Source organism: Arthrobacter sp. fls2-241-R2A-172, from assembly GCF_030208885.1.
Classification (GTDB): Bacteria; Actinomycetota; Actinomycetes; order Actinomycetales; family Micrococcaceae; genus Arthrobacter.
Map to the genome: position 1 here is coordinate 40,971 of NZ_JARVTB010000016.1, position 26,901 is coordinate 67,871.

Consider the following 26,901-nt stretch of genomic DNA (forward strand, 5'->3'; position numbering starts at 1 on the left):
CCATCCTAGCCACCCATATACTGGTAAGCGTGCTTTCTGGACTGGTAATCGTTGACAAACCGCAGGGATGGACCAGCCACGATGTGGTTGGCCGGATGCGGCGGCTGGCTGGTACCCGGAAAGTGGGGCATGCGGGGACGCTCGATCCCATGGCCACCGGCGTCCTGGTGCTTGGCATCAATAAGGCGACGCGCCTGCTGACGTACATCGTGGGCACCTCCAAGACTTACACCGCCACCATCAGGCTCGGCGAGACCACCATCACGGACGACGCCGAGGGCGACATCACGGAGGCCCGGAGTGCCGTGGACGTCACCGATGACGCCATCGCGGCCGGGGTTGCCGCGCTCACGGGCCCTATCCAGCAGGTGCCCAGCAGCGTGAGCGCCATCAAGGTCAACGGCGAACGCTCCTACGCCCGGGTCCGCTCCGGGGAGGAAGTGAAGCTCGCAGCCCGCCCCGTGACGATCCACCGCTTCGAGGTGCACTCGATCAACAGGCTCGACGGCGGCAGGGTAGTTGACGTGGACGTCACCGTGGAGTGTTCTTCCGGGACATACATCCGGGCCCTGGCCCGCGACCTTGGAAACGGTTTGGGCGTCGGCGGCCACCTCACGGCCCTGCGTCGGACGCAGGTGGGGCCGTATACGCTCGAGCAGGCAAGGACCCTGGAGGAACTGGCCGAAGAGCTCAAGGTGCTGGACATGTCCCTCGCTGCCCGCTCCTTGATGCCAAACCGCGAGCTCAGCGAGGACGAAACAACGGAGATCTCGTTCGGCCGCCGCATCGCCGCGGGGCCGGGAGCAGGCACCGAGGAGGCTGCCACGGCAGAAAATCCCGCAGCTGCCTTCGCACCATCGGGGGAATTGGTGGCGTTGCTGGCTGACACCGGGAGCTTTGCCAAGCCCGTGTTGGTGTTCGCCCCGGGAACCGGTTCGGGGGAGGCGAAGTAGCCATGGACGGATATTTCTATGCCCTCCTGATTATCGGACTGATTTCGACCATCATGTGCGTGGTGGCCGGGCTGATGAAAAAGGCCCCGAATGATCCCACCATCTACTCGGTACTCGCCGTTGAACTCGTCCTGGTGGTGTACCTGGTGGGTTCAATCATCCGGGTTGCCCTGGGCGAGCAGATTGCCGGGGAAGCCTGGGAATTCTGGGGCTACCTGATCACGGCCCTGATGATCCCGCTGGGTGCCGTGTACTGGGCCATCCTCGAACGCACCCGCTGGAGCAACTTCGTCCTCTCTGCGGTAGGCGTCACGGTCCTCGTCATGGGCGCACGCATGAACCAGATTTGGTACTGACCTTGAAAGAAGAACCCATCGTGACTGGAACTGAGACCAATCCGGCAACCCCGCAGCCGAAGAAGGATACCCGGAACACCGGGCCTGGCCGCCTCCTGATCGCGGTGTACGCCGTTTTCGCCCTCTCCGCGACCGCGCGTGCCGGCTATCAGATCGCTACGAAGTTCGCCGAAGCACCGCTGGCGCATATCCTCTCGGCCTTTGCCGCCGTCGTCTATATCGTGGCGACCATCTCGCTGGCCAAGCCGGGCCGCACGTGGTTCAAGGTCTCAGTGGCCGCCGTGCTCACGGAGCTCATCGGCGTGCTGGTGGTGGGCGCCATCAGCCTCTTCGACCCCGTGGCGTTCCCGCACGATACCGTGTGGTCGCTGTTCGGCCGCGGTTACGGTTTCGTCCCGCTTGTCCTGCCCATCCTTGGCCTCCTGTGGCTGAACAAGCGCCGCCCGTCCTGAGCCAACCGCCCTTGCGGGTAACCTTAGAATGTTCCGGCGCCGGGAGGTTGCCGGGCGCACCGAACATCTGCAGTAAAAGGCGAGGTTGATGGTCCACATCTGGAACGATCCCACCGAAGTCCCCAAGGACTTCGGACCTACTGTCGTTACCATTGGGAACTTTGACGGCGTCCATCGCGGGCACCAGCATGTCCTGTCGCAGCTGACAGGCACCGCCAAGCGGCACAACATTCCCTCGGTTGCAGTGACTTTTGATCCGCATCCGGCCCAGGTCCACAGGCCCGATTCCGCTCCCGAGCTGATCATGGGCCTCCAGGACAAGCTCGACGCCCTCGGGGACACCGGCGTCGATGCCGTGCTGGTCATGAAGTACACCCTGGACCTGGCGGCGATGACACCGGTCGAGTTCGTCCGCGATGTCATCCTTGACGGACTTCACGCCGCGCACGTCGTCGTAGGCCACGACCTCCGCTTTGGTGCCGGGAACGTGGGGGATGTGGTCACCATGCAGCAACTGGGCGAGGAGCTTGGGTTCGGCGTGCAGGTGGTCAACGAGTACGGAGCCGGAGGCTCTCCGGTACACGACGACGGCGACGCTGACCGCCGCTGTTCCTCCACTTGGGTGCGGGAAGCCCTGTCCGAAGGCGACGTCGTGACCGCTGCCGCTGTGCTTGGCCGCCCGCACCGCATGCGCGGCGAAGTGGTGCACGGCGCAGCCCGCGGACGCGATCTCGGTTTTCCCACAGCCAACCTCGCCCACGACTCCACGGGGTATGTTCCGGCGGACGGCATTTATGCAGGGTGGTTGATCGACCAGTCCGGCACACGGTGGCCCGCCGCTATTTCCGTTGGTTCCAACCCCACCTTCGACGGCGTGAGCCGCCAGGTGGAGGCCCACGTGATCGATCGTCCCGAGGAAAAAGTGGAGGACTTCGACCTCTACGGGCAGACCGTTGCTGTCGAATTCACGCAGCGCCTGCGCGGCATGGTTGCCTACCGTGGACCTGAAGCCCTGGTGGAGCAAATGTGCCTGGACGTAGCCCAGGCGCACGAACTGCTGACCCGGCGCTAGGCGGATTTCGACAACACTGCTGACCTGCCGGTAAACTGGTGAATGGATCCGGCCGCAGTCCGTGGCAGCTGGACCTGTTTTTGTGTGCGGCAACGCACCAAAGGCAACCCGTCAGCGAGGCGCTGCACCGGGACGCACGGCACAACTCTAGGAGTTCACGTGGCACTTGACGCCGCTGTAAAGCAGTCCATCATCAAGGAATACGCAACCTCTGAAGGCGACACCGGTTCGCCCGAGGTCCAGGTTGCAGTTCTGACCCAGCGGATCAAGGATCTGACTGAGCACATGAAGGAGCACAAGCACGACTTCCACACCCAGCGCGGTTTGCTGGCCATGGTTGGTCGTCGCAAGCGCATGCTTTCCTACCTGAAGAACACTGACATCGCCCGCTACCGTTCGCTCATCGAGCGCCTCGGCCTGCGCCGCTAGTCTCCCTTTAGGGGCGGCCCGCTCCTTTCCGGAACGGGCCGCCTTCTTCACCAACAACTAAAAACAGGAATCAACCGCATCGCGCATTCGCGGTCCTCGGTAGTGATTCCCGGGAAGCTCATCTGTGGTGATGAGGCCCGTGGATCTCGATCGATGACCGGGTGTCGTACAGGCCAGGAAAAAAGAAGAGGCCTGGGTTGATGCGGCGGACTTCCGCTAACAGAAACGGAGGTGACTCTCTATGGAGGGTCCCGAAATCCAGTTCTCCGAAGCCATTATCGACAACGGCCGTTTTGGCAAGCGCGTCATTCGCTTCGAAACCGGCCGCCTTGCCAAGCAGGCAGCCGGTGCCTCGATGGTCTACATCGACGAAGACACCGCACTGCTCTCCGCAACCACCGCCGGCAAGCAGCCGCGCGAAGGTTTCGACTTCTTCCCCCTGACGGTTGACGTTGAAGAGCGCATGTACGCAGCCGGCCGTATCCCGGGATCGTTCTTCCGCCGCGAAGGCCGCCCGTCCACGGAAGCCATCCTGGCCTGCCGCCTCATGGACCGTCCGCTGCGCCCCGCGTTCGTCAAGGGCCTGCGCAACGAAGTCCAGATCGTCGTTACTGTCCTGGCGATCAACCCGGACGAGCTCTACGACGTCGTCGCCATCAACGCGTCCTCGATGTCCACGCAGCTTTCCGGCCTCCCGTTCTCCGGCCCGATCGGTGGCGTCCGCGTCGCCCTCATCGCCGACGAACACGGTTCGCAGTGGGTCGCTTTCCCCAAGCACTCCCAGCTTGAGAACGCCGTCTTCAACATGGTTGTTGCCGGCCGCATTGCCGGTGACGACGTCGCCATCATGATGGTGGAGGCCGAAGCCACCGACAACTCCTGGAACCTCATCAAGGAACAGGGCGCAACAGCTCCTACCGAAGAGGTTGTTTCCGAGGGCCTCGAGGCTGCCAAGCCGTTCATCAAGGCACTCTGCGAAGCACAGGCAGACCTGGCGGCACGCGCCGCCAAGCCGACCGTCGAGTTCCCGGTCTTCCTTGACTACCAGGACGACGTCTACGCAGCTGTTGAAGCCGCTGCCGCTGACAAGCTGGCCAAGGTCTTCCAGATCGCTGACAAGCAGGAGCGCGACGCCGCTTCCGACGAACTCAAGGACGAAGTCCTGGGCTCACTTGCGGGCGAGTTCGAGGGCCGCGAGAAGGAACTCTCAGCAGCGTTCCGCTCGGTCACCAAGCACGTCGTGCGCCAGCGCATCCTCAAGGACCAGGTCCGCATCGACGGCCGTGGCCTGACGGACATCCGCCAGCTGACCGCAGAGGTAGAGGTTCTGCCCCGCGTTCACGGTTCGGCCATCTTCGAGCGCGGCGAGACCCAGATCATGGGTGTCACCACGCTGAACATGCTCAAGATGGAGCAGCAGATCGACTCGTTGTCGCCGGTAACGCGCAAGCGCTACATGCACAACTACAACTTCCCGCCGTACTCCACCGGTGAGACCGGCCGCGTCGGATCCCCGAAGCGCCGCGAAATCGGCCACGGTGCCCTCGCAGAGCGCGCCCTGGTTCCGGTTCTGCCCAGCCGTGAAGAATTCCCGTACGCCATCCGCCAGGTATCCGAGGCCCTCGGTTCCAACGGTTCGACGTCCATGGGTTCGGTCTGTGCCTCGACGCTCTCCATGCTCAACGCCGGTGTGCCGCTGAAGGCAGCTGTTGCCGGTATCGCCATGGGCCTGGTTTCCGACCAGGTTGACGGCCAGACCCGTTACGCAGCACTGACTGACATCCTCGGCGCCGAAGACGCTTTCGGCGACATGGACTTCAAGGTTGCCGGTACGTCCGAGTTCGTCACGGCCATCCAGCTGGACACCAAGCTCGACGGCATCCCCGCGTCCGTGCTGTCAGCAGCACTGAAGCAGGCCCGCGAAGCCCGCCTCCACATCCTCGAGGTCATCAACGCAGCGATCGACACCCCGGATGAGCTCTCCGAGTTCGCCCCGCGCGTCATCGCCGTCAAGATCCCCGTGGACAAGATCGGCGAGGTCATCGGCCCCAAGGGCAAGATGATCAACCAGATCCAGGAAGACACGGGCGCGGACATCTCCATCGAAGATGACGGCACGGTCTACATTGGCGCCACCAACGGCCCGTCTGCCGACGCAGCACGTTCCGCCATCAACGCCATCGCCAACCCGCAGGTTCCGGAAATCGGTGAGCGCTACCTGGGTACGGTCGTCAAGACCACCACCTTCGGCGCCTTCGTCTCCCTGACGCCGGGCAAGGACGGCCTGCTGCACATCTCCGAGCTCCGCAAGCTGGCCAACGGCAAGCGCGTGGATAACGTTGATGACGTCGTCTCCGTGGGCCAGAAGGTCCAGGTCGAGATCACCAAGATCGACGACCGTGGAAAGCTCTCCCTCTCGCCGGTTGTTGCCGACGAAGAAGGCGCAGCTTCCGAGGACGCTCCGGCCGAGGTCGTTGAAGAGTCTGCAGAGTAGTCTGTAAGCAGTACACCCGGCGGGGCCGGTGGGCTTGAAAAAGCTCCACCGGCCCTTCCGGCCTTAACCCTGAAAGGCCTTAATGACTGTCGTACCCTTGCCGCTGGAGCAAACCCTTCCCGGCGGCGAACTGATCCATGGTGCAGAGGGCGGTTCCGTCGTGCGGCGCTCCGTGCTTCCCGGCGGCGTGCGCGTCCTGACCGAGGCGATGCCCGGGCAGCGTTCGGCCACCATAGGTTTCTGGGTGGCAGTGGGTTCGCGCGACGAAGCGGACGGCCAGCATGGTTCCACACACTTCCTTGAACACCTGCTGTTCAAGGGCACCAAGAGGCGCACAGCGCTGGAGATAGCGTCTGCGTTCGACGAGGTAGGCGGCGAATCCAACGCAGCCACCGCCAAGGAAAGCACCTGCTACTTCGCACGGGTCCTCGATACGGATCTTCCCATGGCCATTGATGTCATTGCCGATATGATCACCGGCGCTGTCCTTGACCCTGCCGAACTGGAGCAGGAACGCGACGTCATCCTCGAGGAAATCGCCATGGACAGCGACGACCCCACCGATGTGGCGCACGAGAAATTCGTGGCAGCAGTGCTCGGCAGCCACCCGCTGGCCCGGCCGATCGGCGGAACACCGGATGCGATCAAGGCTGTGGCAAGGGACTCGGTGTGGGAGCACTACCAGCGCTACTACCGCCCCGAGGAACTGGTCATCACCGCAGCGGGCGGCCTGGACCACGACGTCGTCTGTGAACTTGTCCTTGATGCGTTGAAAGCTGCCGGTTGGCAGCTGGATTCCGGTGCAGCGCCCGTGGAACGCCGTGGGACGGAGCGTGCCGTCATTACAGGCAACGCCGGCCTCCACGTCGTGAAGCGTCCTGTGGAGCAGGCAAACATCATCATGGGTTGCCCGACGATCGTCGCCACGGATGACCGCCGCTTTGTCATGAGCGTGCTCAACGCAGTCCTGGGCGGTGGCATGTCCTCCAGGCTCTTCCAGGAGATCCGCGAGAAGCGGGGCCTGGTCTACTCCACGTACTCCTTCACCGCCGCTTACGCCGACGCCGGGTACTTCGGCATGTACGCCGGCTGCACCCCGTCCAAGGTCCGCCAGGTGCTGGAACTGCTGGGCGTAGAGCTGGATAAGCTCGCCAAGGACGGCATTACCGAAGAAGAGCTCAGGAAGGCGGTGGGCCAGCTCAGCGGTGGCATCGTGTTGGCCCTCGAGGACACGGGCTCACGGATGTCCAGGTTGGGCCGGGCGGAACTGGTGTCCGGAGAGTTCCAGGACATCGATGAGACCCTGGCGCGGATCCAGGCCGTCACCGTGGACGACGTCCAGGAACTCGCCCGCGAACTCGCAGCAGCTCCCCGCACCATCACGGTTGTGGGTCCGTTTGAGGAAACCGAAACGTTCGGTCTCTGACTCTGGACTAGCGCACTCCCTGCAGGGCAGCATGATCACACAGTGATGATGCTGCCCTGTTGACGTTGGAGATGTGATGGAACTGCCCCCACGCGGCCACGCCGCGGAGATGCTGCAGGACTTCATCGGCCATTGGCGTGGCATCACGGAGATCGCCTCATCGCCGTGGGGGAGTGCCCGGACTGCCGAGGCAGAGGTGGTGTTCAGCAGGGCCGCCAGCGGCTACGCCGTCGTGCAGAGTTACCGGCACCGTGAAGCGGATGGGACACACTTCGAAGGGCATGGCATGTTCACTGTGGACCGCGAACACGGTGACACGCTCTGGTACTACGTGGACAGCATGGGCCGGCCGCCGTCCAGTCCCGTCAGGGGTTCGTGGAACGCAGGCATTCTGACGCTGGACCGGCGCACGGCCGAAGGCGTAGCCAGGCACACGTTCCGCGTCGAGGACGGGGTACTGGTGCACACGGCCGATCTGCGGCTCGAAGGAACATCGGGCTTCAGTCCGTTGCTGAAAAGCGTTTTCCGCAGGGTGTCAACGCCCGGCGCCTAGCCCCCGGCAAAAGGCGGCAGGACGTCGATGACGTCGTGCGGGCTCAGCGGGGCCGAACGGTCGCGCACAGCCACTTCGTTGCGGAGGAAGCTGCTGCGTGCAACGATGCGCGCGAGGGTCGGCGTGCCGTCCGGGGGCACGGGACGTTCGACGGCGAGGGCGGCTTCCAGCAGCGCCTCCAGGCTGGTGCCTTCCGGCAGGTGGTGGACTTCTTCTTCGACTCCTGCGGCCGAGCGTGCGGCAGCGAAGTAGCGGACAAGCAAGGTTTCAGCCTCCGATTGCACTCATGCTGCGGTCCGGCTGGACGAAGTCCGCTGCGCCGAGACCGGTGTGGTCCATTCCGTGCGCCTTGGGCTTGACCCACATGGCGTCCTGCCACCGTTGCGCAAGTTCCTCGTCGGTGGCTCCTCCACGAAGGAGGCCCAGGAGGTCGAACTCCTCGCGGGAGAAGAGACAGCTCATGATCTTGCCTTCGGCGGTGATGCGCGTCCGCCGGCAGTCGGAGCAGAACGGCTCCGTGACCGAGGCGATGATGCCCACGGTACCGAGGACCGGACCGGTGGCAAGACCGGAAGCCGTATCCCGGCGTCGTACTTCAAAGCGTTCCGCGGGGGCGCCGTCCCGTTCGCGGGGGTCGTGGTCCAGGACGTAGTCGCGTGACAGCAGCGTGCGGATCTCGGCAGCCGTGATCATGTTGCGCCTGGTCCAGCCGTGATCGGCATCCAAGGGCATCTGCTCGATGAAGCGAAGTTCGTAACCGCGGCCCAACGCCCAGGCCAGGAGGTCCGGCGATTCGGCGTCGTTGATGCCGCGCATAAGTACCGCGTTGAGTTTCACGGGACCCAAACCGGCTGCCCAGGCAGCATCGACGCCGGCCAGGACGCGGTCCAGGAACGGGCGGCGGGTGAGCTTGGTGAACGTTTCTTCGTGAAGGGAATCCAGCGAGACGTTGATCCGGGTGAGCCCTGCGGCCTTCAACGCTGCGGCTTTCTTGTCCAGTCCGACGCCGTTGGTGGTCATGGAGATGGGGAGGTCGGGATGATTGCTTCGAATGCCGGAGATAATGTCCACCAGGTCGGCGCGCACCAAGGGCTCACCGCCGGTAAGGCGGAGTTCCCGCACACCCAGGGCCGTGACCCCGACGCGCACAATGCGGATGATTTCATCCTTGGTCATTACGGCCTGCTTGGACAACCACTCCAAGCCCTCGGCGGGCATGCAGTAGGTGCAGCGCAGGTTGCACTTGTCCGTCAGTGACAGGCGCATGTCCGTGGCGCGCCGCCCGTAACGGTCCCACAACCCTGCGGGCGTGCCCGCGGGACGCGGCGGCGGAACCCCCACGCCACTTTCCGTGCTGCCTGTGGCGGCACCCGACGGGGGCACCGGCATGCCCAGCTGAACAGTCATGAATTCAGGCTACGCCACCCCGGCCGGATCAGTGACACCAGTTACAGTCACAGAGTTCTTACGGATTCAATACGCTTCCCCCGCCGACGCCACGATCGGGTGCCGGGTGCCGCCGGCAAACCTATGCTGAAAGCGTGACCACAAATACGGCATCAGCAATGGACCCGGGAAACCGCCGGGTCCTCCTGGTAGAGGACGAACAGACCATCGCCGATGTTGTCCGCGACTACCTGTTGAAGGCAGGCTTCCAGGTGGACATGGCTGCGGATGGCTTCACCGCGCTCAAGGTTGCAGCGTCCCGGCAGCCGGACCTGGTGATCCTGGACCGCATGCTGCCCGGACTGGACGGTGTTGAGGTCTGCAGGCGGCTGCGCCAGACCATGAGCGTACCGGTCATCATGGTCACGGCCCTGGGAACCGAAGACGATCGGATCCTTGGCTTGGAGATGGGCGCCGACGACTACGTCACCAAGCCCTTCTCGCCCCGGGAACTTGTTCTTCGGGTCAAGTCGGTCCTCCGCCGCAGCGTCAAGGAGTTTGCCCCGGAACCATCGGTGGAGGCCGCCGGACTCGAACTCGATCCGGCGTCCAGGACGGTCACCCACAACGGCAACCCGTTGGCCCTGACGGTCCGTGAATTCGACCTCCTGGCGTTCCTGATGCGCAGGCCAAACCAGGTCTTTAGCCGCGAGGAACTGATCAAAGCCGTCTGGGGTTGGGACTTCGGAGACCTCTCCACCGTCACGGTGCATGTCCGGCGCTTGCGGGAGAAGATCGAAGCAAATCCCACCACGCCCGAACTGATCAAGACGGTCTGGGGCGTTGGTTACCGTTTCGATGACACAGGAGGTGGGCATGGGAGGCAGTGAACTGTGGACCATCCTCGCCTGGGTCCTGTTGTGGGCCGTCCTCATCGGTGCCACCACATTGGTGCTCCTCCGGTTGCTCCGCCGCGCCTCGGTGCTCACTCAGATTTTCCTGGTGGTGGTGGCAACCGTAGCTGTCCTGGTGGCCGGGATGGTCAGCGCCTTCAACGCCATGTTCATTTCCGCCAGGGACCTTGAGGTGATGTGGTACATCCTTGCCACCGCCTCGGCTGTTGCCGTTGCACTCTCCCTGATGCTCGGCGCGGGGGTGTCCCGTAACGCGGCACGGTTGGTGGATGCGGCCCGCCGGCTGGGGCGGGGCGAAACCCTGGACAACACCATGGAGGCCCGCCGGGGGAGGGCTCCCGCCGTGACCTCCGAGCTCGCCGAACTTGCGCAGGAACTGGAAGCAAGCAGCCGTAGCCTTGCCGAGTCCAGGGAACGCGAGGCCGCCATCGAAACGGCCAGGCGCGAACTCGTGTCCTGGATTTCGCACGACCTCCGCACACCGCTGGCCAGCATGCGCGCCATGACCGAAGCCTTGGAGGACGGCATGGCGGCCGATGTCCCCGGCTACTACCGGAAGATCATCGGGCAAACCGAACAAATGACGGCCATGGTCAATGACCTCCTGGAATTGTCCAAGATCCAGGCGGGCAGCCTGCAGCTTCGCGCCGAACCACTGGACCTCTACGACCTCGTCAGCGATGCCCTCTCGGACCTGGCCCCGTTGGCAGCGAAGCGGGGCATCAAGCTCGACGGCGGTGGGGACCGTGAGTGCATGGCCGTCGCCGACGGGCCAAGCCTGGCGCGGGCCATACGGAACATCCTTTTGAACGCCATCATCTACAGCCGTCCGGACAGCGACGTGCATGTGAGCGTCGGGCGGGACAACGGGAATGCCGTGGTCGCAGTACAGGACCAGTGCGGCGGTATCCCCGATGCCGACCTTCCCCACCTGTTTGAAACCGGCTGGCAGAAGAACCCGGCGCGCGGAACCACCGCGGAGTTGCAGGGGAGCTACAGCGGTGCCGGCATTGGCCTGAGCATGGTGGCCGGAATCGTCAAGGCCCACGGAGGAACGGTGGGCGTCACCAACCTCGACGGCGGCTGCCGCTTTGCGCTGTCACTCCCCGCCGGATCCACCCGCGATGGTAGCCCGTCGGCCTCCACCCTTACTTCAGTTGACAATCGCCCAGGAGGCGCATGATGGGCATGCCCAGCAGCATGAACAAACCCAGCCCGCACGTGGACCCACCGGATCCCGTAACGTCCCTGCCGCGACGAGGCCGTATGCGCCCCCGCCTGTGGGCTGCGGCGGCCGGTGTGGCCGCAGGGGCAGCCGGGATAGCAGCGGGGGAACTCACTGCGGGCCTGGCAAGCCCCCTGGTCTCTCCAGTGACCGCCCTGGGTGGCGCTGTCATCGATGCCGTGCCACCGGGCGTCAAGGACATGGCCGTGGAATTGTTCGGCACGGCCGACAAGATCGTGCTCATCGCCTCCATCGGACTGGTCGCCGGGATCCTTGCCGCTCTGGCCGGAGTCCTGGAGCACCGCAGGACCGGATGGGGCCTGGCACTGGCAGGGCTGGCAGGCGCGGCGGGGCTGACCGCCGTCGTTACCCGCGCGCAAGCAGGACCGCAGGCTGCCCTCGCGCCCATCGTTGCGGCCGTGGTCACCATGCTGCTGTTGCGCACCCTGATCCGTAGATTGACCACCTGGGCCCCCTCCCGGGGGACACCCGGGCAGGACGAGGCGGATCCCGCGCCCTTGGCCCGGCGCAGCTTCCTCAACGCGCTCGCCGGGACGTCCATCGCCGCCGTCGTGGCCGGAACGGTGACCGCTGTCCTGACGCGTGCCACAGCGGCCGCATCTGGTTTCCGCAGTACTTTGAAGCTCCCACAGCCCACGACACCCCGCCAAGCCATCCCCAACGGCGCGGCACTGGCCGTGGACGGGATCAGCCCCCTGGTGACGCCCAATGCCGACTTCTACAGGATTGACACCGCCCTGACGGTTCCTGCCATCGACCCACCCTCGTGGAAGTTGAAGGTCACTGGAATGGTGGAGCGGGAAATCGAACTGGATTTCGCGACCCTCCTCACCAAGCCCATGACGGAGCGGCACATCACCATCGCCTGCGTGTCCAACAACGTCGGCGGAGACCTCATCGGCAACGCACTCTGGCTGGGCTGGCCGGTCCGCGAACTCCTAACCATGGCGGGTCCCAAAGCCGGCGCGGACATGGTGCTGTCCACCAGCAACGACGGCTGGACTGCCGGTACGCCCCTGGAGGCACTCACGGACGGCAGGGATGCACTGCTGGCCATTGGCATGAACGGTGAACCATTGCCGCTGGAGCACGGCTTCCCCGTACGCATGATCGTGCCCGGACTCTACGGATATGTGTCCGCCACCAAATGGCTGACCGAACTGAAAGTCACCCGGTTCGCCGACGACATCGGGTATTGGACCCCCCGCGGCTGGAGTGACCACGGACCCATCAAAACCCAATCGCGAATCGACGTACCCCGCAACGGCCGGACAGTTAAGGCAGGCAAGGTGCAGTTCGGCGGAGTGGCTTGGGCCCAGCATCGGGGCATCAAACGGGTGGAGCTGCGCGTTAACCGGGGTCCGTGGCAACAAGCCACCCTGGGAAACGGTATCTCCACCGACACCTGGTACCAGTGGCAGCTCGGCATCGACCTCACAGCCGGCGACTACGAAGTCCAGGTGCGGGCCACGGATTCCACCGGTGAACCCCAGACAGAAGACAAGGCTCCCGTAGCTCCGGATGGTGCCACCGGCTACCACACAATCAGCGTCAAGGTGGCCTGAGGACCTAGTCTGGGTACGTCCGGGTAATTCCCGCACGTCAAAGTAGCCACACAGGAGGATGTCCGTGCCCCGATCTGTTGCAGCCCATCGGCAGGCCGTGGTGGAACTGCTGACCACTGCGAGGGCTGCCAAGGGCAACCTCCGCCTGCCCTTGCTCCAAGCACTGGGGCAAGCGCTCGCCGGTGACGTCTACGCACCCCTCTCACTGCCGCCGTTCCCCAACTCCCAAATGGACGGATTCGCCGTTCATTCAGAAGGGATTCCCGACGGCGGTGCGGAGCTCCGGGTCGCGGCGCCCGTCCCGGCAGGTGCCTCGCCAGCGCCACTGAAGGCCGGCTTCGCCGCCCCCATCATGACCGGGGCCATGATCCCGGAAGGGGCCGACGCCGTCGTGCCCATTGAAAAGGCAACGCCGAACGTCTTTCCCCAGCCGGCCGCCGAAGACGCTACCGTCCGGCTCCCACCGGTGGCTCCCGGAACCTATGTTCGACACAGCGGCAGCGACATCGAAACAGGCGACTTGGCGCTGGCCGCCGGTACGCTCCTGGGGCCTGCCCAACTTGGCTTGCTGGCCGCCTTGGGCCTGGACACCGTGGAGGTCCGTGAACCATTCCGTGCGCTGCTGGTCACCACTGGTGACGAAGTGGTGGAACCCGGGCAGGAACTGGCGCCCGGCAAGATCTACGATTCCAACGGAACGCTCCTTGAAGCCTCCATGCGCCAAGCCGGCATGGACGTGACGCGGACGGCCATTTCCGACGACAACCCCGACACCCTCCTGTCAGTCCTCCACCGCTACACCCAGGATCCCCGGAACCCGGTGGACATCATCGTCACCACCGGTGGCGTGAGCAAAGGCGCCTACGAGGTAGTCCGCCAAGCGATGTCCGGCCAGCCAGTGGATTTCCTGCCGGTCGCCATGCAGCCGGGCGGTCCACAAGGCCTGGGAACCTTCGAGGGGACACCCTTCCTGGGCTTCCCCGGAAACCCCGTCAGCTGCCTCGTCTCCTTCGAGATGTTCCTCAGGCCCGCACTTTCCCAGGTCCAGGGAACACCAGCGACCCGGCCCGTGCAGATAGCCCGCCTCGCTGAGCCACTGACCTCACCGGACGGCAAACACCAGGTCCGACGCGGAAGCGTGGGCACGGACGGCATACTGCGCATGGAAGGCGGGGCCGGTTCCCACCTGGTGCACGCCCTGGCCCGCGCCAATGCCCTGGTCCAGATCCCCAGCGACGTCACGGAACTCGCCAAAGGGGACGAAGTGGAAGTATGGATGCTGTGAACCACACTCCCGAAAACCCAGCAGGCCTGACGCATCTCAGGCAAGACGGCACCGCACAGATGGTGGACGTCTCCGAGAAAGCCGTAACCACGCGTGAGGCCACCGCCACGGCTACTGTCCGCAGCACCGCCGAAGTCCTGGCCCTGCTGGGTGCCGGCGAACTTCCCAAGGGCGACGCCCTCGCCGTGGCGAGGGTAGCGGGGATCATGGCGGCAAAGAAGACCCCCGAACTGATTCCGCTATGCCATCCCTTGCCGATCTCCAAGGTCACCGTGGACTTTGAGCTGGGTGCGGACTCCGTGGGAGTCCTGGCAACGGTCAAGACCCGGGGCGTCACCGGCGTCGAAATGGAAGCCCTGACTGCCGCGTCGGTTGCGGCGCTCAGCGTCTACGACATGATCAAGGCCGTCGACAAGCATGCCGTCCTGGACGATATCCGGGTGCTCGCCAAGAGTGGCGGAAAAAGCGGCGACTGGGACGTTTCCTCCGAACCACGGCACGGGGAGGCCGGGGCATGAGTGCCTGCGAGCCCAACGCGCACGGACCGCGGAAGGCCGGCGTCGTGATCGCGTCCACCCGTGCCGCCGCAGGAATCTACACGGACGAGACCGGGCCGATCATCCTGGACTGGCTGAACGAGCACGGATTCGACACTTTTCCCACCATGGTGGTGCCGGACGGTGAACCTGTAGGTGCTGCCCTGCGTGCCCTCCTGACGCAGGAACCCGCAGTTGTCATCACCAGCGGCGGCACGGGCCTCAGCCCGGACGACCGCACGCCGGAGATGACGCTGCCACTCCTTGACCGCGAAATACCGGGCATTATGGAAGGCATCCGGCGCGCAGGTGCTGCGAAGACGCCCATGGCCATGCTGAGCCGCGGCCATGCAGGAGCGGCGGGAAAATCGTTCGTCATCAATCTTCCCGGTTCCCCCAAAGGGGTCATGGATGGGCTGGCGGTCCTGGACCCCGTGATCGGGCATCTCTGTGAGCAGTTGGAAGGAAACCATGGGCACTGAAACAGACTTCGAGGTTGTCAGCGCTGTCCTCAGCGCCGAGCCGATTTCCGTGGACCAAGCCATCAGGGCAGTGGAATCGGAAACTGCGGGTGCGGTGGTCAGTTTCAGCGGCGTCGTTCGTAACCACGACGGCGGCAAAGCTGTTGATCGACTGAGCTACAGCGCGCACCCCACGGCCCACCAGGTGATGTCGGACGTGGTGGCTCAGTTGGTCGCGGAGCACTCCGGCGAAGCCAATCAACCCGTGCGCATCTGGGCCGCGCACCGGATCGGCATGCTGGAAATCGGTGATCCCGCGTTGGTGTGTGCCGTTGCGGCCGCCCACCGGGGCCAGGCGTTCGCCGTCTGCTCGGAACTGGTGGACCGGGTCAAGGAGCAGGTGCCCATTTGGAAAGAGCAGTTCTTCAGTGATGGCACGGTGGAATGGGTCGGCGCAGGGGAGTAGGCGCAAGGTAACGGTTCCCGCCCGTGCCCGGCCCGGCGGTAGGGTTAAACGCATGACCGAACAACTTGCTGTTGCAGTGCTGGGCGCCAACGGGCGTATGGGAATTGAAGCCGTTAAGGCTGTTGAAGCAGCCGAAGACATGAAGCTGGTGGCCGCTTTGGGCCGCGGCGATTCCCTGGACAAGCTGCTCGACGCCGGTGCGCAGTATGTTGTTGATCTCACCGTCCCGGACATCACTGAGACCAACGTCCGGTTCGCCGTCGAGCACGGCATCCACGCCGTTGTGGGCACCACAGGCTGGAACGCCGACAGGCTGGAATCCCTCCGCGGACTACTGGAGTCCAAACCGGAAACAGGCGTGCTGATTGCCCCAAATTTTGCCTTGGGCTCGGTGCTGGCATCCGCCTTTGCTGCCAAGGCCTCGCAGTACTTCGAGTCTGTTGAAATCATTGAGCTGCACCACCCCAACAAGGTGGATGCTCCTTCCGGCACGGCCGTGCGCACGGCCCAGCTGATCGCCGAAGCCCGCCAGGAAGCAGGGGTGCCGGCCAGCCCGGACGCCACCGAGACGGCATTGGACGGTGCGCGTGGTTGCGACGTGGACGGGGTACGGGTGCACAGTGTCCGCCTTCGCGGCCTTGTTGCCCACCAGGAGGTCCTCTTTGGCGGTCCCGGCGAACAGCTGACGTTGCGCCACGATTCCTTCGACCGGGCCTCTTTCATGCCCGGCGTCCTTCTTGGACTGCGGAAGGTGGCAGCCAACCCCGGCCTCACGGTCGGCTTGGACGGCTACCTGGATCTGGGGCTCTAGGACATGGGAAATTTCTGGACAGCACTGAAGAAGAACCGCACCAAGATCTGGGTAGGTGCCATCACCTTGTTGCTGGTGCTGTACTTGGTGGTGTCCGTCCAACGCTCCTTCCTCCTGCTCGGCGATCCCAACCTGGTGGCCAAGGGCATCGGTGCCGCCTACCTGGTCCTGCCCGTGGTGGGCGCGTGGGCACTCATCCGCGAACTCCTTTTTGGTGCCCGCACCGAACAGATGGCCAAGGTCCTGGAAGCCGAAGGCGGCCTGCCGGAGGACACGCTTCCCCGCACACCCGGCGGCAGGATTATCCGGTCCGCTGCGGACGCAGAGTTCGAAAAGTACCGGGCGGAAGCCGAGGCCGCCCCGGAAGATTGGCGTTCCTGGTTCCGGCTGAGCTGCGCCTACGACGCCTCCGGTGACCGCAAGCGGGCCCGCGCTTCCATGCGGGACGCGGTGAAGCTCTTCCGTTCTCAGCCAACTGCCGCTGGGCGGTAACTGCCGAGCCTGGCCGCCTGGTGGGCCACCCACTCAAGTGGTCCCCGACGCCGGAGCAGGGAGAAACAGGCCCCGATGATGATCGCGGCGATGGCCTGGGCCCAGTACATCCCTTCCGGGGTCCAGCCGGCCGGCAGGGGCTTATTGGTGAAACCGGATACCACCCACACGTGTGCCGAGTAGAGGCTCAACGTCATGGCTCCCGGACCGCTGAGCAGGACCAGGAAGTTGACCTTTGCCCGCTCAGCCACTGCGCCAAGCAGCAGGCACAACCCCACGACAGCGGCCGCCGTACCCCCGGTGTGCAGCAGGTCCAAGGTGGTGCCCGCGTGTGGCGCCGCGGTAGCCAGCCACCACCATGAATCGACTTGCTGAAGGCCCGTCAGGTTGACCTGCAGCATGCTGTCCAAGGGGTACCCGCGGGTACCGGGGAGCGCCTCCAAGGCAGCCCTTCCGCCCCACGATTCCATGGCCAGGATGCCGACCGTTTTCGCAAGGACGGCTACAGCGCTTCCGCCCGCCAACAGCAGGACCTGTACCTTCGCCGTCGTGAGCGCCAGACGGCCTATGGCAAGCCCCAGCAGCAGGTAGGACATCCACTGGAACACGGGGTAGTAGCCGGTAAAGAAGAGATCGGCCAGAAGCCGTCCCGGTGTCTCCAGGTCCTCAACTTTTGGGTTGTGGCCCAACTGAAGGGGAGGGTTCGTGTCCAGCAGCAGGGGGCGGACCAGGTACGCCAGGACCGGCGAGGCCAGGATCCAGCCCAATGCCACGAAGCAGAGGGCTTTCAGGCGCAGGCCCAGGAACGGCAGGACGCAGAGGAACAAGAGAGCGTAATGGACCAGAATCACCGCGACGTTCACATCAAGCCCGCCCAGGACAAATCCGACGACGGCAATCACCAGGGCGCGCATGGCCACTCCGCCCCGTGCCGCCCGCAGTACGGCGCCGCTCCACGGCTGCTGCTTGCCTGTGCTGAGGGCCAATCCGACGCCGGCCAGCACAGCGAAAAGGGCCGAGGACCGACCTGAAAAGACCAATCCCACGAATGTCGGATCCCACCGTGGGGGAGGCCCGAACGTCGGCATCAGGTGGGTGGACATCATGCCCAGCAAGGCCGCGCCCCGGGCGGCGTCGATCCCCTTGAGCCGGGCTGAAACCGGGCCGGCCCCCGCGGCCTCCTGCTGAGGGGCCGTCCCGTGCGAAGTCATGCAGCGATCGTCTCATAGCTGCTGCGCGGCAACCCGACATGGAGCAGCTGGCGCCGAGTGGCCCTTGTCTTCGAATATATGTTCGAATAGCATTACGGCATGAACGATGTTCCAAAGCCGCAGGACCGCCTGTGTGGACCCATGAAGGCAATGAGCCCCGGTGTGGTCGACTTCCTGTTCAGGCAGCTTGTCACCGGCGAACCACCGGAGGACACCCAGTGGCAGAGCGAAGGTACGGTCCTGGCCGAGCAGATGCCGGGAGCTGAGCTCGCCCGCAGGCTGGCGGATACGGATCTTGACTCGCTCACGCCCATTGAACTCTTCGAGTACGTGCGGGCCTCCCAGCGGCTGGTGGCCTGGGCGGAGCAACTCAAGGAGCGGGCTGTAGCGCAGTATTGTTCGGAGCAGCCGGCCCGGACGTCCGGATCCGCCTGACGTTGCCGGTCCGGCTGTTCGCCGGACTACGATGGCCCGGTGACCCAAGCGCACCCGCAATCACCGTCCCCGTCGACCACGCCGCGACCCGCCGGGCCTGCGCCAGCGTCAGCAACGCTGCTGGCCGCCGTCGTTCAGTACGAAGCGCTGGGAACAGGCAGCGGGGGAGCGGCAGTCGCTCGTAACGTCGCTGCCCACGCGGAGCTTGTGGAAAAGGCCCACGCTGACGGCGCAAGGCTGGTGCTGTTTCCAGAGCTCTCCTTGACGGGCTATGAGTTGGACTCATTCGATGCCCCGGAGCATGCGGGTGGGCGTTCGGCCTGGCTGACTGACGGCGATACAAGGCTCCAGCCTCTTCGGGATGCCTGTGCCAGCACCGGGACCACGGCGGTGATCGGTGCAGGCTGGCGGGAAGCTGACGGTACTCCACGGTTGGCATCACTCATCATCGGACCGGATGGCTCCCTGCGACCGGCCTTCAAGACCCATCTGCATGGCGCGGAGCGTGAGCTGTTCGTCGCCGGGAACGGCCCCGAAATCATGGAAGTGGACGGCTGGCGGGTGGCTCTTGCCGTGTGCGCCGACGCCGCCCAACCGTCCCACGCCGCAGCTGCCGCAGAGTCAGGGGCCGACGTCTACGCAGTGTCAGCCCTGTACGTTTCCGGCGAGGAATTGCGCCTCGGACTGCACCTGGGTTCCCGGTCCATGGACCACCGGATGTTCGGGCTCCTGGCCAATCTTGGCGGGACCACTCCAGTGGGCGCTTCCTGCGGCCTCAGCGGCGGGTGGGGTCCGGAAGGTGCGGCCCTGGCCAAGGCAGCCGGCACGGGAACCGAAACTGTCATGGTGAACCTGGCCCGCTCCAGCTTGCATGGCTACAGGTCTGGCCTTGGCGCATGAGGACCATCACGCGGAACCCATTCTTGTAACAAGCCGCTGACAGGGTAACGTTTTTCTTATGTCTGACTTGCGCGCCCACAATCCCGCCCTTGGTACCCTGCTGACCGCCATGGTCACCCCGTTCACCGAGGACGGCAAGGTTGACTACGACCAAGCCGCGGCGCTGGCAGAGAAGCTTGTCCAGGATGGTTGCGACGGCCTCGTCGTCACCGGCACCACTGGCGAGACCTCCACTCTCACGGACGATGAAAACCTTGGCATGTTCCGTGCCGTCAAAGAAGCCGTCGGTGGCAAGGCAGCCATCATTGCCGGGACCGGCACCAACGACACCGCCCACTCCGTGCACCTTTCACAGCGCGCAGCAGAGGTAGGCGTTGACGGCCTGCTGATCGTCACCCCTTACTACAACAAGCCCAGCCAGGCGGGCGTCCGCGCCCACTTCGAGACGATTGCCTCCTCCACGGACCTGCCCGTCATGCTCTATGACATCCCGGGCCGCTCCTCCATCGCGATCGCCCCCGAGACCATGATCGGCCTCGCCAAGCACCAGAACATCGTGGCCGTCAAGGACGCCAAGGCCGATTTTGCTGCAGCGACGCGCGTCATGGCAGAAACAGACCTGGTCTTCTACTCGGGCGACGACGGACTGACCCTGCAGTGGATGGCGCTCGGCGCCGTTGGGCTGGTGGGTGTCACCACGCATGTGGCCACGCGCCGCTTCCGCGAATTGATCGACGCCGTCAACGCCAACGACCTCGCCACGGCAAGGGCCATCAACTTTGAACTGGAACCCGTGGTTCGTGGAACCATGACGCGGGTCCAAGGCGCAGTAGCCGCCAAGCAGATTCTCAAGTGGCAGGGAGTCCTGCCCAACTCGGTTGTCCGTTTGCCCCTCGTGGAGCCGGACGCGGCCGAGATCGACATCATCCGCGGGGATTTGGCGGAAGCCGGAATGGACTTCGACGTCCAGGACGGTTCCGCCGGAAAGTAGCAAAATATGACCCAAACCGCCCTTCCCGGACTGGTTACTCCGCCGAAATTGCCCAAGGGCACGCTGCGGATTGTTCCGCTCGGTGGACTGGGAGAGATCGGCCGCAACATGGCCGTCTTCGAAATCGACGGCAAGCTGCTGGTCGTTGACTGCGGCGTGCTCTTCCCCGAGGAGACCCAGCCCGGCGTCGATTTGATCCTGCCCGATTTCTCCTACATTGAGGACCGGCTCCAGGACGTCGTGGGTGTCGTGCTGACCCACGGACACGAGGACCACATTGGTGCCGTCCCCTATCTGCTGCGCCTTAAAGCAGACATCCCGCTGATCGGTTCCCAGCTGACGCTTGCCCTGGTGGAAGCGAAGCTCCAGGAACACCGGATCAAGCCGTACACCCTCACCGTCACGGAGGGCCAGGTGGAGCAGTTCGGTCCCTTCGAGTGTGAATTCGTAGCCGTCAACCACTCCATCCCGGATGCCCTTGCAGTTTTCATCCGCACCGAGGGCGGCAACGTCCTCCACACGGGTGACTTCAAGATGGACCAGTTGCCGCTGGACGGACGCATCACGGACCTCAGGCACTTCGCGCGCCTGGGCGAAGAAGGCGTGGACCTGTTCATGGCCGATTCCACCAATGCGGACGTTCCTGGGTTCACGACGGCCGAGAAGGAAATCGGCCCCACCCTTGACCGTCTGTTCGGCCAGGCCAAGAAGCGCATCATCGTGGCTTCCTTCTCCTCGCATGTCCACCGCGTGCAGCAGGTCCTCGATGCTGCGGCCAAGCATGGCCGCAAGGTGGCGTTCGTTGGCAGGTCCATGGTCCGCAACATGGCCATCGCCGCGAAGCTTGGGTACCTTGATGTGCCGGACAACATCCTGGTGGACATCAAGAACATCGATAACATGCCCGATGACCGCGTGGTCCTGATGTCCACAGGTTCACAGGGTGAGCCCATGGCGGCCCTTTCCCGCATGGCCAACGGTGATCACCGCGTGATCGTCGGCAAGGGTGACACCGTTATTCTGGCGTCGAGCCTCATCCCGGGAAACGAGAACGCCGTCTTCCGCATCATCAACGGCCTCCTCAAGCTCGGGGCCGACGTCATCCACAAGGGCACGGCAAAGGTCCACGTCTCGGGGCACGCCGCCGCCGGCGAACTGCTGTACTGCTACAACATCCTCGAGCCGCTCAATGCCATGCCGGTGCACGGCGAGACCCGCCACTTGATCGCCAACGGCAACATCGCCTTGGAGTCCGGAGTGCCCTCAGAAGGAATCATCCTGAGCGATAACGGAACCGTCATCGACCTCAAGGACCACAAGGCGGACGTCGTTGGCCAGGTGGAGGTCGGGTTCGTCTACGTTGACGGCTCCAGCGTCGGCGAAATCACCGACGCCGATTTGAAGGACCGACGCATCCTGGGCGATGAGGGGTTCATTTCCATCATCACGGTGATCAACCGCACCACGGGCAAGATAGTTTCGGGTCCGGAGATCCATGCCCGCGGCGTGGCCGAGGATGATTCCGTCTTTGACGAGATCATTCCCAAGATCAATGCCGCGCTGGAAGATGCCGTGTTGAACAACGCCGATCACACCAACCACCAGTTGCAGCAAGTGGTGCGGAGGATTATCGGCACCTGGGTCAACCGCAAGCTTCGCCGCCGGCCCATGATCATCCCGGTGGTCCTGGAAGCTTAAGCTGCGAGAGCCAGCAACATGCATGCCCAAGGGGGCCTGAAATCCGCGGATTTCAGGCCCCCTTGGGGTAGCGTGGCACTTATGGCGACCCGTACTACCTCCACGCCACGAGGCAGCTCCAGCAGTAAATCCGGCGGCACAGGCCGAGGCGCGGCTGCCCCCAAAAGCGGTGCAACGGCGGCCAAAAGCGGCCGGGGCAGCACTGCGCGCACCAAGCAAGCTGCCGCCGTCGAGCCCCAGGCTCCGCTCCCGTTGCGCCTGCTGGCAGGCGCGTGGCAGGGCATTGGACACGTGGTGGGTGCCGGTGTCCGGCGTATCGGCCACGACGTCAGCGACCTCGATCCCGAGGACCGTCGCGACGGTGCCGCATTGTTCAACCTGGTGTTGGGCATAGCGATTGCCACTTTCGCCTGGTGGGGACTCACCGGTTGGCTGCCCGACATCGTCTACAGCGTGGTGAACGGAACGTTCGGCTGGATGTCCCTGGTCCTGCCGTTCATGCTCTTCATCTGCGCCTTCCGCCTGTTCCGGAAGCCACAGGACGGCCGCGGCAACAACCGTGTGGGCATCGGCTTCATGATCATGACCGTCGCAGGATCGGCGCTGGCCCACGTTATTGGTGGCTTGCCTTCCGTGGCGGACGGCTTCGACGGCCTGCGCAGGGCGGGCGGCATGCTCGGCTTCCTGGCCGCCGCTCCCTTCGCCGCCATCCATCCAGCTATCCCTGTGCTCCTTTACAGCCTGCTGGCCTTCGTCTCGGTGCTGATCGTGACGGCGACGCCGTTCGGTGCCATCCCGTCCCGGATCCGCGGGGCCTACAACCACCTCATGGGCGTCGACCTGATGGACGGTTCCGGCAAGGACGACCACGACCGCAGCTATCTGTACGAGAATGAAGCACCCAAGCCGCGGAAGAAGAAGCGGGTGCGCCTCTTCGGCAAGGACGAGGAAACCGACGCCGGCCTGGAAGGTTACGTCGGGGACGAGGCCTTTGAGCACGCCATAGTGGACGACGACGAAACTCCGGGTCCGTCCGAACCTCGCGTACCGCCGGGCGTGCGGCGTCCGACCCAGGCCGAGATCGCCGTCGGGAAAATCAAGGCCGCCCAGGGACTCGCGGGCTCAACGCCGGGTATCGATAACCCCACCGAAGCCATTCCCGTCCTGACCCCGGAGATGACGGCGCCCGCACCTGCAATCGCCCAGGTACCCGCGAAACCGGCAGGCGCACCGCTTCCGCAAACACCCATTCCCCAGCGCACGGAGCAGTTGTCCTTGGCGGGCGATGTTACTTACACCCTTCCGGCTTCGGACTACTTGACCCCGGGTTCCATCCCGAAGGAGCGCACGGAAGCCAACGACGCCGTCGTCGCTGCCCTGACTGACACCCTCACGCAGTTCAACGTCGATGCGTCGGTGACAGGCTTCAGCCGCGGTCCGACCGTGACGCGCTATGAAATCGAGCTGTCTCCAGGAACCAAAGTGGAGCGGGTCACCGCCTTGTCGAAGAACATTTCCTATGCCGTGGCGTCCAGCGACGTGCGGATCCTGAGCCCGATTCCGGGCAAGTCAGCCATCGGCATCGAAATTCCCAACACGGACCGCGAAACCGTCTCCTTGGGCGACGTGCTGCGGAGCCAGAACGCGCGGCGCACGGACCACCCCATGGTCATGGGCGTCGGCAAGGACGTCGAGGGCGGCTACGTGGTGGCCAACCTGGCAAAGATGCCGCACTTGCTCGTTGCCGGTGCCACCGGTGCCGGTAAGTCCAGCTTCGTGAACTCGATGATCACCTCCATCCTCATGCGGGCCACGCCGGATGAAGTGCGCATGGTCATGGTTGACCCCAAGCGCGTGGAACTCACGGCCTACGAGGGCGTCCCGCACCTGATCACGCCCATCATCACCAATCCCAAGAAGGCTGCGGAAGCGTTGCAGTGGGTGGTCCGGGAGATGGACGCACGCTACGACGACCTCGCCAACTACGGCTACAAGCACATTGACGATTTCAACAAGGCTGTGCGGGCCGGCAAAGTAGTGCCCCCGGTCGACTCCAAGCGGGTCATCAAGCCGTACCCGTACCTGTTGGTGATCGTCGATGAGCTTGCCGACCTCATGATGGTGGCCCCACGTGATGTTGAAGACTCGATTGTCAGGATCACCCAGCTGGCCCGTGCCGCCGGTATCCACCTGGTCCTGGCTACCCAGCGCCCGTCAGTGGACGTCGTAACCGGCCTGATCAAGGCAAACGTCCCATCCCGAATGGCGTTCGCAACGTCCTCCGTGACGGACTCCCGCGTGGTCCTGGACCAGCCGGGCGCGGAGAAGCTCATCGGCCAAGGTGACGCGCTGTTCCTGCCGATGGGTGCCTCCAAGGCGATGCGCGTCCAGGGTGCTTGGGTGACCGAATCCGAGATCCATAAGGTAGTGGAGCACGTCAAGGGCCAATTGCAGGCCGTCTACCGTGACGACGTTGCCGCCGAGGCCCCGAAGAAGCAGATTGACGACGACATCGGAGACGACCTCGACGTGCTGCTGCAGGCCACCGAGCTTGTGGTGACTACGCAGTTCGGTTCGACCTCCATGCTTCAGCGCAAGCTTCGGGTGGGCTTCGCCAAAGCCGGTCGCCTCATGGACCTCCTGGAGTCCCGCGGCGTCGTGGGCCCTTCAGAGGGTTCGAAGGCCCGCGATGTCCTGGTCAAACCCGACGACCTCGCCGCCGTCCTGGCAGCGATGAAGGGGCAGGAGTCACCGGCTGCGCCCGATGCCCACACTGCGGCGCTGAGCGACAACGCGAACTCGAACATCGCCGTCGGCGGTTATGCGGAAGACCTTGTCCAGGCGGACCTGGACAACCGGACGCAGGCCATTGAGTACTACGACGGTGCTGACGGTCCCGATGACGAAGAAGGCGGCGAAGACGCCTGGTCCCTCACGGGACGGTAACGCTCCGGGCGACGGTGCCGGAGACGGTAGCCTAGAGGGGTGACTACAGCCGAGGGTGATAACGCGACGTCCAGCAGCTCCGACATCTGGAACCTGCCCAACATCCTCACGATGCTCCGCATTGTCCTGGTGCCGTTCTTCGTCTGGTTCCTTGTGGCCGACAACGGCAACAACGGGATTTGGCGCTGGGCCGCGGTGGTTGCTTTCGCAGTCGCCATCTACACGGACAAGCTCGACGGCGACATCGCCAGGGCACGGGGCCTCATTACCAACTTCGGCAAGATTGCCGACCCCATAGCCGACAAGCTCCTCATCGGTTCCGCGCTGGTGCTGCTGTCCATACTGGGGGAGCTGCCCTGGTGGGTCACCATCCTGATCCTTGTCCGGGAATGGGGCATCACCGCCCTGCGATTCGTTGTGATCCGCTACGGAGTGATGCCGGCTTCCCGGGGCGGCAAACTCAAGACAGTCATCCAGACGGTGGCCATCTTCCTGTACGTCCTGCCGCTGAAGGCGATCGCGCCGTGGCTGGGAGACGTTGCTTTCTGGGTCATGATGGTGGCCCTGGCCATCACGCTGTGGACCGGCGTCGAATACGTTGTCCAGGCCATGCGGCTTCGGGCAGCCGGACGCCGCGCGTGAGTACTCACGCCTCAGGGTCCGGCGGCGCCCAAACCGCGACGGCGGCAGTTGCGGCGGCAATCGAACGGCATCTGACGGTGGCTACGGCCGAGTCGCTCACGGCCGGTTTGGTAGCTGCCACCCTCGCCAACACACCTGGAGCATCCGGGATGCTCCAAGGCGGCGTGGTGGCCTACCAGAATTCAGTCAAAGCAGATGTCCTGGGGGTCCCGGCCCACTTGCTTGCTGCCGTTGGGTCCGTCGACGGCGGTGTCGCCGAGGCAATGGCCGACGGCGCGCGGCGCGCCTGCGGGTCCGACGTCGGGATTTCCACCACCGGAGTAGCCGGACCGGAGCCCCATGACGGCAAAGCAGTGGGAACAGTCTTTATAGGTGTGGCAACGCCAACGTCGGTTTCCGCGTTCGAGTACCGGTTTTCCGGTGATCGGCAGGCCATCCGGGAGCAGGCCTGCGAGGCCGCAATGGTGCGTCTCCTTGCCGCGCTAAGTGACGTTGGTTACCGTTCGTAAAGTAGCCGGGAACAAAAACAGATTGCCAATAGTTGTGTCATTGTGTCGCTTCGGAAGAGCCGGGGCGCCTAGGATGTAGAAACCAACCCGGTCCGCCAGCCAGCGAACCGGATGAACGAGGGAGCAAGGCGATACAGATGGTAAAGCAGCCCGTATCCGTGAACGGCGTTGTCCGCTGGAAGGATGTGGGCTTGGCTGATCAGACACAGAGCGAACAGAAGGAGCGCAAAATGGTTGTACTACGCCACGAGATCGGTGATGTACTGCGCGATGTCCGCCAGCGTCAGGGCCGTACCCTCCGCGAGGTTTCGCACAGCGCCCGTGTCTCACTCGGTTACTTGAGTGAAGTTGAACGCGGCCAGAAGGAGGCTTCTTCCGAGCTCCTGTCCTCAATCTGCACAGCCCTGGATGTTCCGTTGTCCCACATGCTCCGCGAAGTCAGCGACCGCGTAGCCGTCGCTGAAGGCGTGTCCGTGCCGGACACCGTTCCGCAGGAATTTTCACAGCGTTACGGTCGCGACCTGGACCTCACGGACGACTTTCCGCAGGGAATGCTCTCCGGAGCCCGGTAACCGTTACACAGGAATGAAGGAAGGGCCCCCAGCCGTCGGCTGGGGGCCCTTCCTTGCTGTATTCGGTGCTTGTGGGCGCTTGGTTCCTTGATGGGGGAGC

The 26,901-nt window shown here is 64.4% G+C and carries 28 protein-coding genes; 25 read left to right on the plus strand and 3 right to left on the minus strand.

Translation table 11 applies throughout. From position 1 onward, the window contains the following. Nucleotides 1-29 precede the first annotated feature (29 nt). From truB to QRM57_RS19120, 8 genes are all read left to right on the plus strand, one after another. Nucleotides 30-953, plus strand: a complete 924-nt coding sequence (truB, locus tag QRM57_RS19085; protein ID WP_284987771.1) for a tRNA pseudouridine(55) synthase TruB — start codon at nt 30-32, stop codon at nt 951-953. A 2-nt stretch (nt 954-955) separates the two neighbouring features. Next, nucleotides 956-1,309: a hypothetical protein gene (locus tag QRM57_RS19090; RefSeq protein ID WP_284987772.1), complete on the plus strand. Its 354-nt coding sequence runs from the start codon at nt 956-958 to the stop codon at nt 1,307-1,309. 2 nt (nt 1,310-1,311) lie between these two features. Then, nucleotides 1,312-1,761: a hypothetical protein gene (locus QRM57_RS19095; RefSeq protein ID WP_306673144.1), complete on the plus strand. Its 450-nt coding sequence runs from the start codon at nt 1,312-1,314 to the stop codon at nt 1,759-1,761. 88 nt (nt 1,762-1,849) lie between these two features. Then, on the plus strand, nt 1,850-2,833 hold the full coding sequence (locus tag QRM57_RS19100; RefSeq protein WP_235521807.1) for a bifunctional riboflavin kinase/FAD synthetase: 984 nt from the start codon (nt 1,850-1,852) through the stop codon (nt 2,831-2,833). A 159-nt stretch (nt 2,834-2,992) separates the two neighbouring features. Then, nucleotides 2,993-3,262, plus strand: a complete 270-nt coding sequence (gene rpsO, locus QRM57_RS19105) for a 30S ribosomal protein S15 (RefSeq protein ID WP_144652206.1) — start codon at nt 2,993-2,995, stop codon at nt 3,260-3,262. Nucleotides 3,263-3,503: 241 nt separating this feature from the next. Next, nucleotides 3,504-5,756 (plus strand): polyribonucleotide nucleotidyltransferase, encoded by a 2,253-nt coding sequence (locus QRM57_RS19110; RefSeq protein WP_284987773.1) that lies wholly within the window; start codon nt 3,504-3,506, stop codon nt 5,754-5,756. A gap of 82 nt (nt 5,757-5,838) precedes the next feature. Further along, nucleotides 5,839-7,182, plus strand: coding sequence for a M16 family metallopeptidase (locus tag QRM57_RS19115; RefSeq protein WP_284987774.1), 1,344 nt, complete (start codon nt 5,839-5,841; stop codon nt 7,180-7,182). Nucleotides 7,183-7,258: 76 nt separating this feature from the next. Next, complete coding sequence (locus tag QRM57_RS19120) at nt 7,259-7,735, plus strand: DUF1579 family protein (protein WP_284987775.1); 477 nt, start codon at nt 7,259-7,261, stop codon at nt 7,733-7,735. On the opposite strand, the gene QRM57_RS19125 is transcribed toward QRM57_RS19120, so the two are convergent. Both QRM57_RS19125 and moaA read right to left on the minus strand, forming a co-directional pair. Further along, on the minus strand, nt 7,732-7,998 hold the full coding sequence (locus QRM57_RS19125; protein WP_257371125.1) for a MoaD/ThiS family protein: 267 nt from the start codon (nt 7,996-7,998) through the stop codon (nt 7,732-7,734). The two genes, QRM57_RS19120 and QRM57_RS19125, sit on opposite strands and share 4 nt — an antisense overlap. A 4-nt stretch (nt 7,999-8,002) precedes the next feature. After that, complete coding sequence (gene moaA, locus QRM57_RS19130) at nt 8,003-9,142, minus strand: GTP 3',8-cyclase MoaA (protein WP_284987776.1); 1,140 nt, start codon at nt 9,140-9,142, stop codon at nt 8,003-8,005. Between the two features lie 134 nt (nt 9,143-9,276). Between moaA and QRM57_RS19135 the strand changes: the two genes are divergently transcribed. From QRM57_RS19135 to QRM57_RS19175, 9 genes are all read left to right on the plus strand, one after another. Next, nucleotides 9,277-10,011 carry a response regulator transcription factor gene (locus tag QRM57_RS19135; protein WP_284987777.1) on the plus strand — a complete coding sequence of 245 codons (735 nt, stop codon included), beginning with the start codon at nt 9,277-9,279 and terminating at the stop codon, nt 10,009-10,011. Next, complete coding sequence (locus QRM57_RS19140) at nt 9,998-11,218, plus strand: sensor histidine kinase (RefSeq protein ID WP_284987778.1); 1,221 nt, start codon at nt 9,998-10,000, stop codon at nt 11,216-11,218. Before QRM57_RS19135 ends, QRM57_RS19140 begins: the two co-directional genes overlap by 14 nt. 83 nt (nt 11,219-11,301) lie before the next feature. Next, entirely contained in the window at nt 11,302-12,846 is a 1,545-nt protein-coding gene (locus tag QRM57_RS19145; RefSeq protein WP_284987821.1) for a molybdopterin-dependent oxidoreductase, read from the plus strand. 58 nt (nt 12,847-12,904) lie between these two features. Then, nucleotides 12,905-14,131, plus strand: a complete 1,227-nt coding sequence (locus QRM57_RS19150) for a molybdopterin molybdotransferase MoeA (RefSeq protein ID WP_284987779.1) — start codon at nt 12,905-12,907, stop codon at nt 14,129-14,131. Further along, complete coding sequence (moaC, locus tag QRM57_RS19155; RefSeq protein ID WP_257371120.1) at nt 14,119-14,649, plus strand: cyclic pyranopterin monophosphate synthase MoaC; 531 nt, start codon at nt 14,119-14,121, stop codon at nt 14,647-14,649. The genes QRM57_RS19150 and moaC overlap by 13 nt, the downstream gene beginning before the upstream one ends. Beyond that, nucleotides 14,646-15,149 (plus strand): MogA/MoaB family molybdenum cofactor biosynthesis protein, encoded by a 504-nt coding sequence (locus QRM57_RS19160; RefSeq protein WP_235521817.1) that lies wholly within the window; start codon nt 14,646-14,648, stop codon nt 15,147-15,149. Before moaC ends, QRM57_RS19160 begins: the two co-directional genes overlap by 4 nt. Then, a complete protein-coding gene (locus tag QRM57_RS19165) occupies nt 15,139-15,594 on the plus strand; it encodes a molybdenum cofactor biosynthesis protein MoaE (protein WP_257371118.1) in 456 nt (151 codons plus the stop codon). Before QRM57_RS19160 ends, QRM57_RS19165 begins: the two co-directional genes overlap by 11 nt. A 52-nt stretch (nt 15,595-15,646) precedes the next feature. Next, on the plus strand, nt 15,647-16,405 hold the full coding sequence (gene dapB / locus QRM57_RS19170) for a 4-hydroxy-tetrahydrodipicolinate reductase (protein WP_257371117.1): 759 nt from the start codon (nt 15,647-15,649) through the stop codon (nt 16,403-16,405). Nucleotides 16,406-16,408: 3 nt separating this feature from the next. Next, the gene (locus QRM57_RS19175; RefSeq protein ID WP_284987781.1) at nt 16,409-16,897 is read left to right on the plus strand and encodes a hypothetical protein; all 489 of its coding nucleotides are present in this window, start codon (nt 16,409-16,411) and stop codon (nt 16,895-16,897) included. Here QRM57_RS19175 and QRM57_RS19180 read toward each other — a convergent pair. Then, nucleotides 16,873-18,108, minus strand: coding sequence for a heparan-alpha-glucosaminide N-acetyltransferase domain-containing protein (locus tag QRM57_RS19180; protein WP_284987782.1), 1,236 nt, complete (start codon nt 18,106-18,108; stop codon nt 16,873-16,875). The genes QRM57_RS19175 and QRM57_RS19180 overlap by 25 nt on opposite strands. A gap of 99 nt (nt 18,109-18,207) precedes the next feature. Here QRM57_RS19180 and QRM57_RS19185 point away from each other — a divergent pair, with 99 nt between their 5' ends. From QRM57_RS19185 to QRM57_RS19220, 8 genes are all read left to right on the plus strand, one after another. Beyond that, nucleotides 18,208-18,543 carry a hypothetical protein gene (locus tag QRM57_RS19185; RefSeq protein ID WP_284987783.1) on the plus strand — a complete coding sequence of 112 codons (336 nt, stop codon included), beginning with the start codon at nt 18,208-18,210 and terminating at the stop codon, nt 18,541-18,543. 39 nt (nt 18,544-18,582) lie between these two features. After that, the gene (locus tag QRM57_RS19190; RefSeq protein WP_284987784.1) at nt 18,583-19,443 is read left to right on the plus strand and encodes a carbon-nitrogen hydrolase family protein; all 861 of its coding nucleotides are present in this window, start codon (nt 18,583-18,585) and stop codon (nt 19,441-19,443) included. A 58-nt stretch (nt 19,444-19,501) separates the two neighbouring features. Beyond that, the gene (gene dapA, locus QRM57_RS19195; RefSeq protein ID WP_235521825.1) at nt 19,502-20,434 is read left to right on the plus strand and encodes a 4-hydroxy-tetrahydrodipicolinate synthase; all 933 of its coding nucleotides are present in this window, start codon (nt 19,502-19,504) and stop codon (nt 20,432-20,434) included. A 6-nt stretch (nt 20,435-20,440) separates the two neighbouring features. After that, the gene (locus tag QRM57_RS19200; RefSeq protein WP_284987785.1) at nt 20,441-22,132 is read left to right on the plus strand and encodes a ribonuclease J; all 1,692 of its coding nucleotides are present in this window, start codon (nt 20,441-20,443) and stop codon (nt 22,130-22,132) included. Between the two features lie 81 nt (nt 22,133-22,213). Further along, nucleotides 22,214-25,078 carry an FtsK/SpoIIIE family DNA translocase gene (locus QRM57_RS19205; RefSeq protein WP_284987786.1) on the plus strand — a complete coding sequence of 955 codons (2,865 nt, stop codon included), beginning with the start codon at nt 22,214-22,216 and terminating at the stop codon, nt 25,076-25,078. Between the two features lie 39 nt (nt 25,079-25,117). Next, the gene (gene pgsA, locus QRM57_RS19210) at nt 25,118-25,720 is read left to right on the plus strand and encodes a CDP-diacylglycerol--glycerol-3-phosphate 3-phosphatidyltransferase (RefSeq protein ID WP_235521828.1); all 603 of its coding nucleotides are present in this window, start codon (nt 25,118-25,120) and stop codon (nt 25,718-25,720) included. After that, nucleotides 25,717-26,229, plus strand: a complete 513-nt coding sequence (locus QRM57_RS19215; protein ID WP_284987787.1) for a CinA family protein — start codon at nt 25,717-25,719, stop codon at nt 26,227-26,229. The genes pgsA and QRM57_RS19215 overlap by 4 nt, the downstream gene beginning before the upstream one ends. 137 nt (nt 26,230-26,366) lie before the next feature. Beyond that, nucleotides 26,367-26,801 (plus strand): helix-turn-helix domain-containing protein, encoded by a 435-nt coding sequence (locus QRM57_RS19220; protein ID WP_211711854.1) that lies wholly within the window; start codon nt 26,367-26,369, stop codon nt 26,799-26,801. Nucleotides 26,802-26,901 lie beyond the last annotated feature (100 nt).

Bases quoted from the DNA above. Each gene is read 5' to 3' on its own strand.
- QRM57_RS19090 (WP_284987772.1), top strand. From the start codon at position 956: ATGGACGGATATTTCTATGCCCTCCTGATTATCGGACTGATTTCGACC.
- QRM57_RS19100 (WP_235521807.1), top strand. From the start codon at position 1,850: ATGGTCCACATCTGGAACGATCCCACCGAAGTCCCCAAGGACTTCGGA.
- QRM57_RS19110 (WP_284987773.1), top strand. From the start codon at position 3,504: ATGGAGGGTCCCGAAATCCAGTTCTCCGAAGCCATTATCGACAACGGC.
- QRM57_RS19115 (WP_284987774.1), top strand. From the start codon at position 5,839: ATGACTGTCGTACCCTTGCCGCTGGAGCAAACCCTTCCCGGCGGCGAA.
- QRM57_RS19120 (WP_284987775.1), top strand. From the start codon at position 7,259: ATGGAACTGCCCCCACGCGGCCACGCCGCGGAGATGCTGCAGGACTTC.
- moaA (WP_284987776.1), bottom strand. From the start codon at position 9,142: ATGACTGTTCAGCTGGGCATGCCGGTGCCCCCGTCGGGTGCCGCCACA.
- QRM57_RS19140 (WP_284987778.1), top strand. From the start codon at position 9,998: ATGGGAGGCAGTGAACTGTGGACCATCCTCGCCTGGGTCCTGTTGTGG.
- QRM57_RS19145 (WP_284987821.1), top strand. From the start codon at position 11,302: ATGCGCCCCCGCCTGTGGGCTGCGGCGGCCGGTGTGGCCGCAGGGGCA.
- QRM57_RS19150 (WP_284987779.1), top strand. From the start codon at position 12,905: ATGTCCGTGCCCCGATCTGTTGCAGCCCATCGGCAGGCCGTGGTGGAA.
- moaC (WP_257371120.1), top strand. From the start codon at position 14,119: ATGGATGCTGTGAACCACACTCCCGAAAACCCAGCAGGCCTGACGCAT.
- QRM57_RS19160 (WP_235521817.1), top strand. From the start codon at position 14,646: ATGAGTGCCTGCGAGCCCAACGCGCACGGACCGCGGAAGGCCGGCGTC.
- QRM57_RS19165 (WP_257371118.1), top strand. From the start codon at position 15,139: ATGGGCACTGAAACAGACTTCGAGGTTGTCAGCGCTGTCCTCAGCGCC.
- dapB (WP_257371117.1), top strand. From the start codon at position 15,647: ATGACCGAACAACTTGCTGTTGCAGTGCTGGGCGCCAACGGGCGTATG.
- QRM57_RS19175 (WP_284987781.1), top strand. From the start codon at position 16,409: ATGGGAAATTTCTGGACAGCACTGAAGAAGAACCGCACCAAGATCTGG.
- QRM57_RS19180 (WP_284987782.1), bottom strand. From the start codon at position 18,108: ATGACTTCGCACGGGACGGCCCCTCAGCAGGAGGCCGCGGGGGCCGGC.
- QRM57_RS19185 (WP_284987783.1), top strand. From the start codon at position 18,208: ATGAACGATGTTCCAAAGCCGCAGGACCGCCTGTGTGGACCCATGAAG.
- dapA (WP_235521825.1), top strand. From the start codon at position 19,502: ATGTCTGACTTGCGCGCCCACAATCCCGCCCTTGGTACCCTGCTGACC.
- QRM57_RS19200 (WP_284987785.1), top strand. From the start codon at position 20,441: ATGACCCAAACCGCCCTTCCCGGACTGGTTACTCCGCCGAAATTGCCC.
- QRM57_RS19205 (WP_284987786.1), top strand. From the start codon at position 22,214: ATGGCGACCCGTACTACCTCCACGCCACGAGGCAGCTCCAGCAGTAAA.
- QRM57_RS19220 (WP_211711854.1), top strand. From the start codon at position 26,367: ATGGTAAAGCAGCCCGTATCCGTGAACGGCGTTGTCCGCTGGAAGGAT.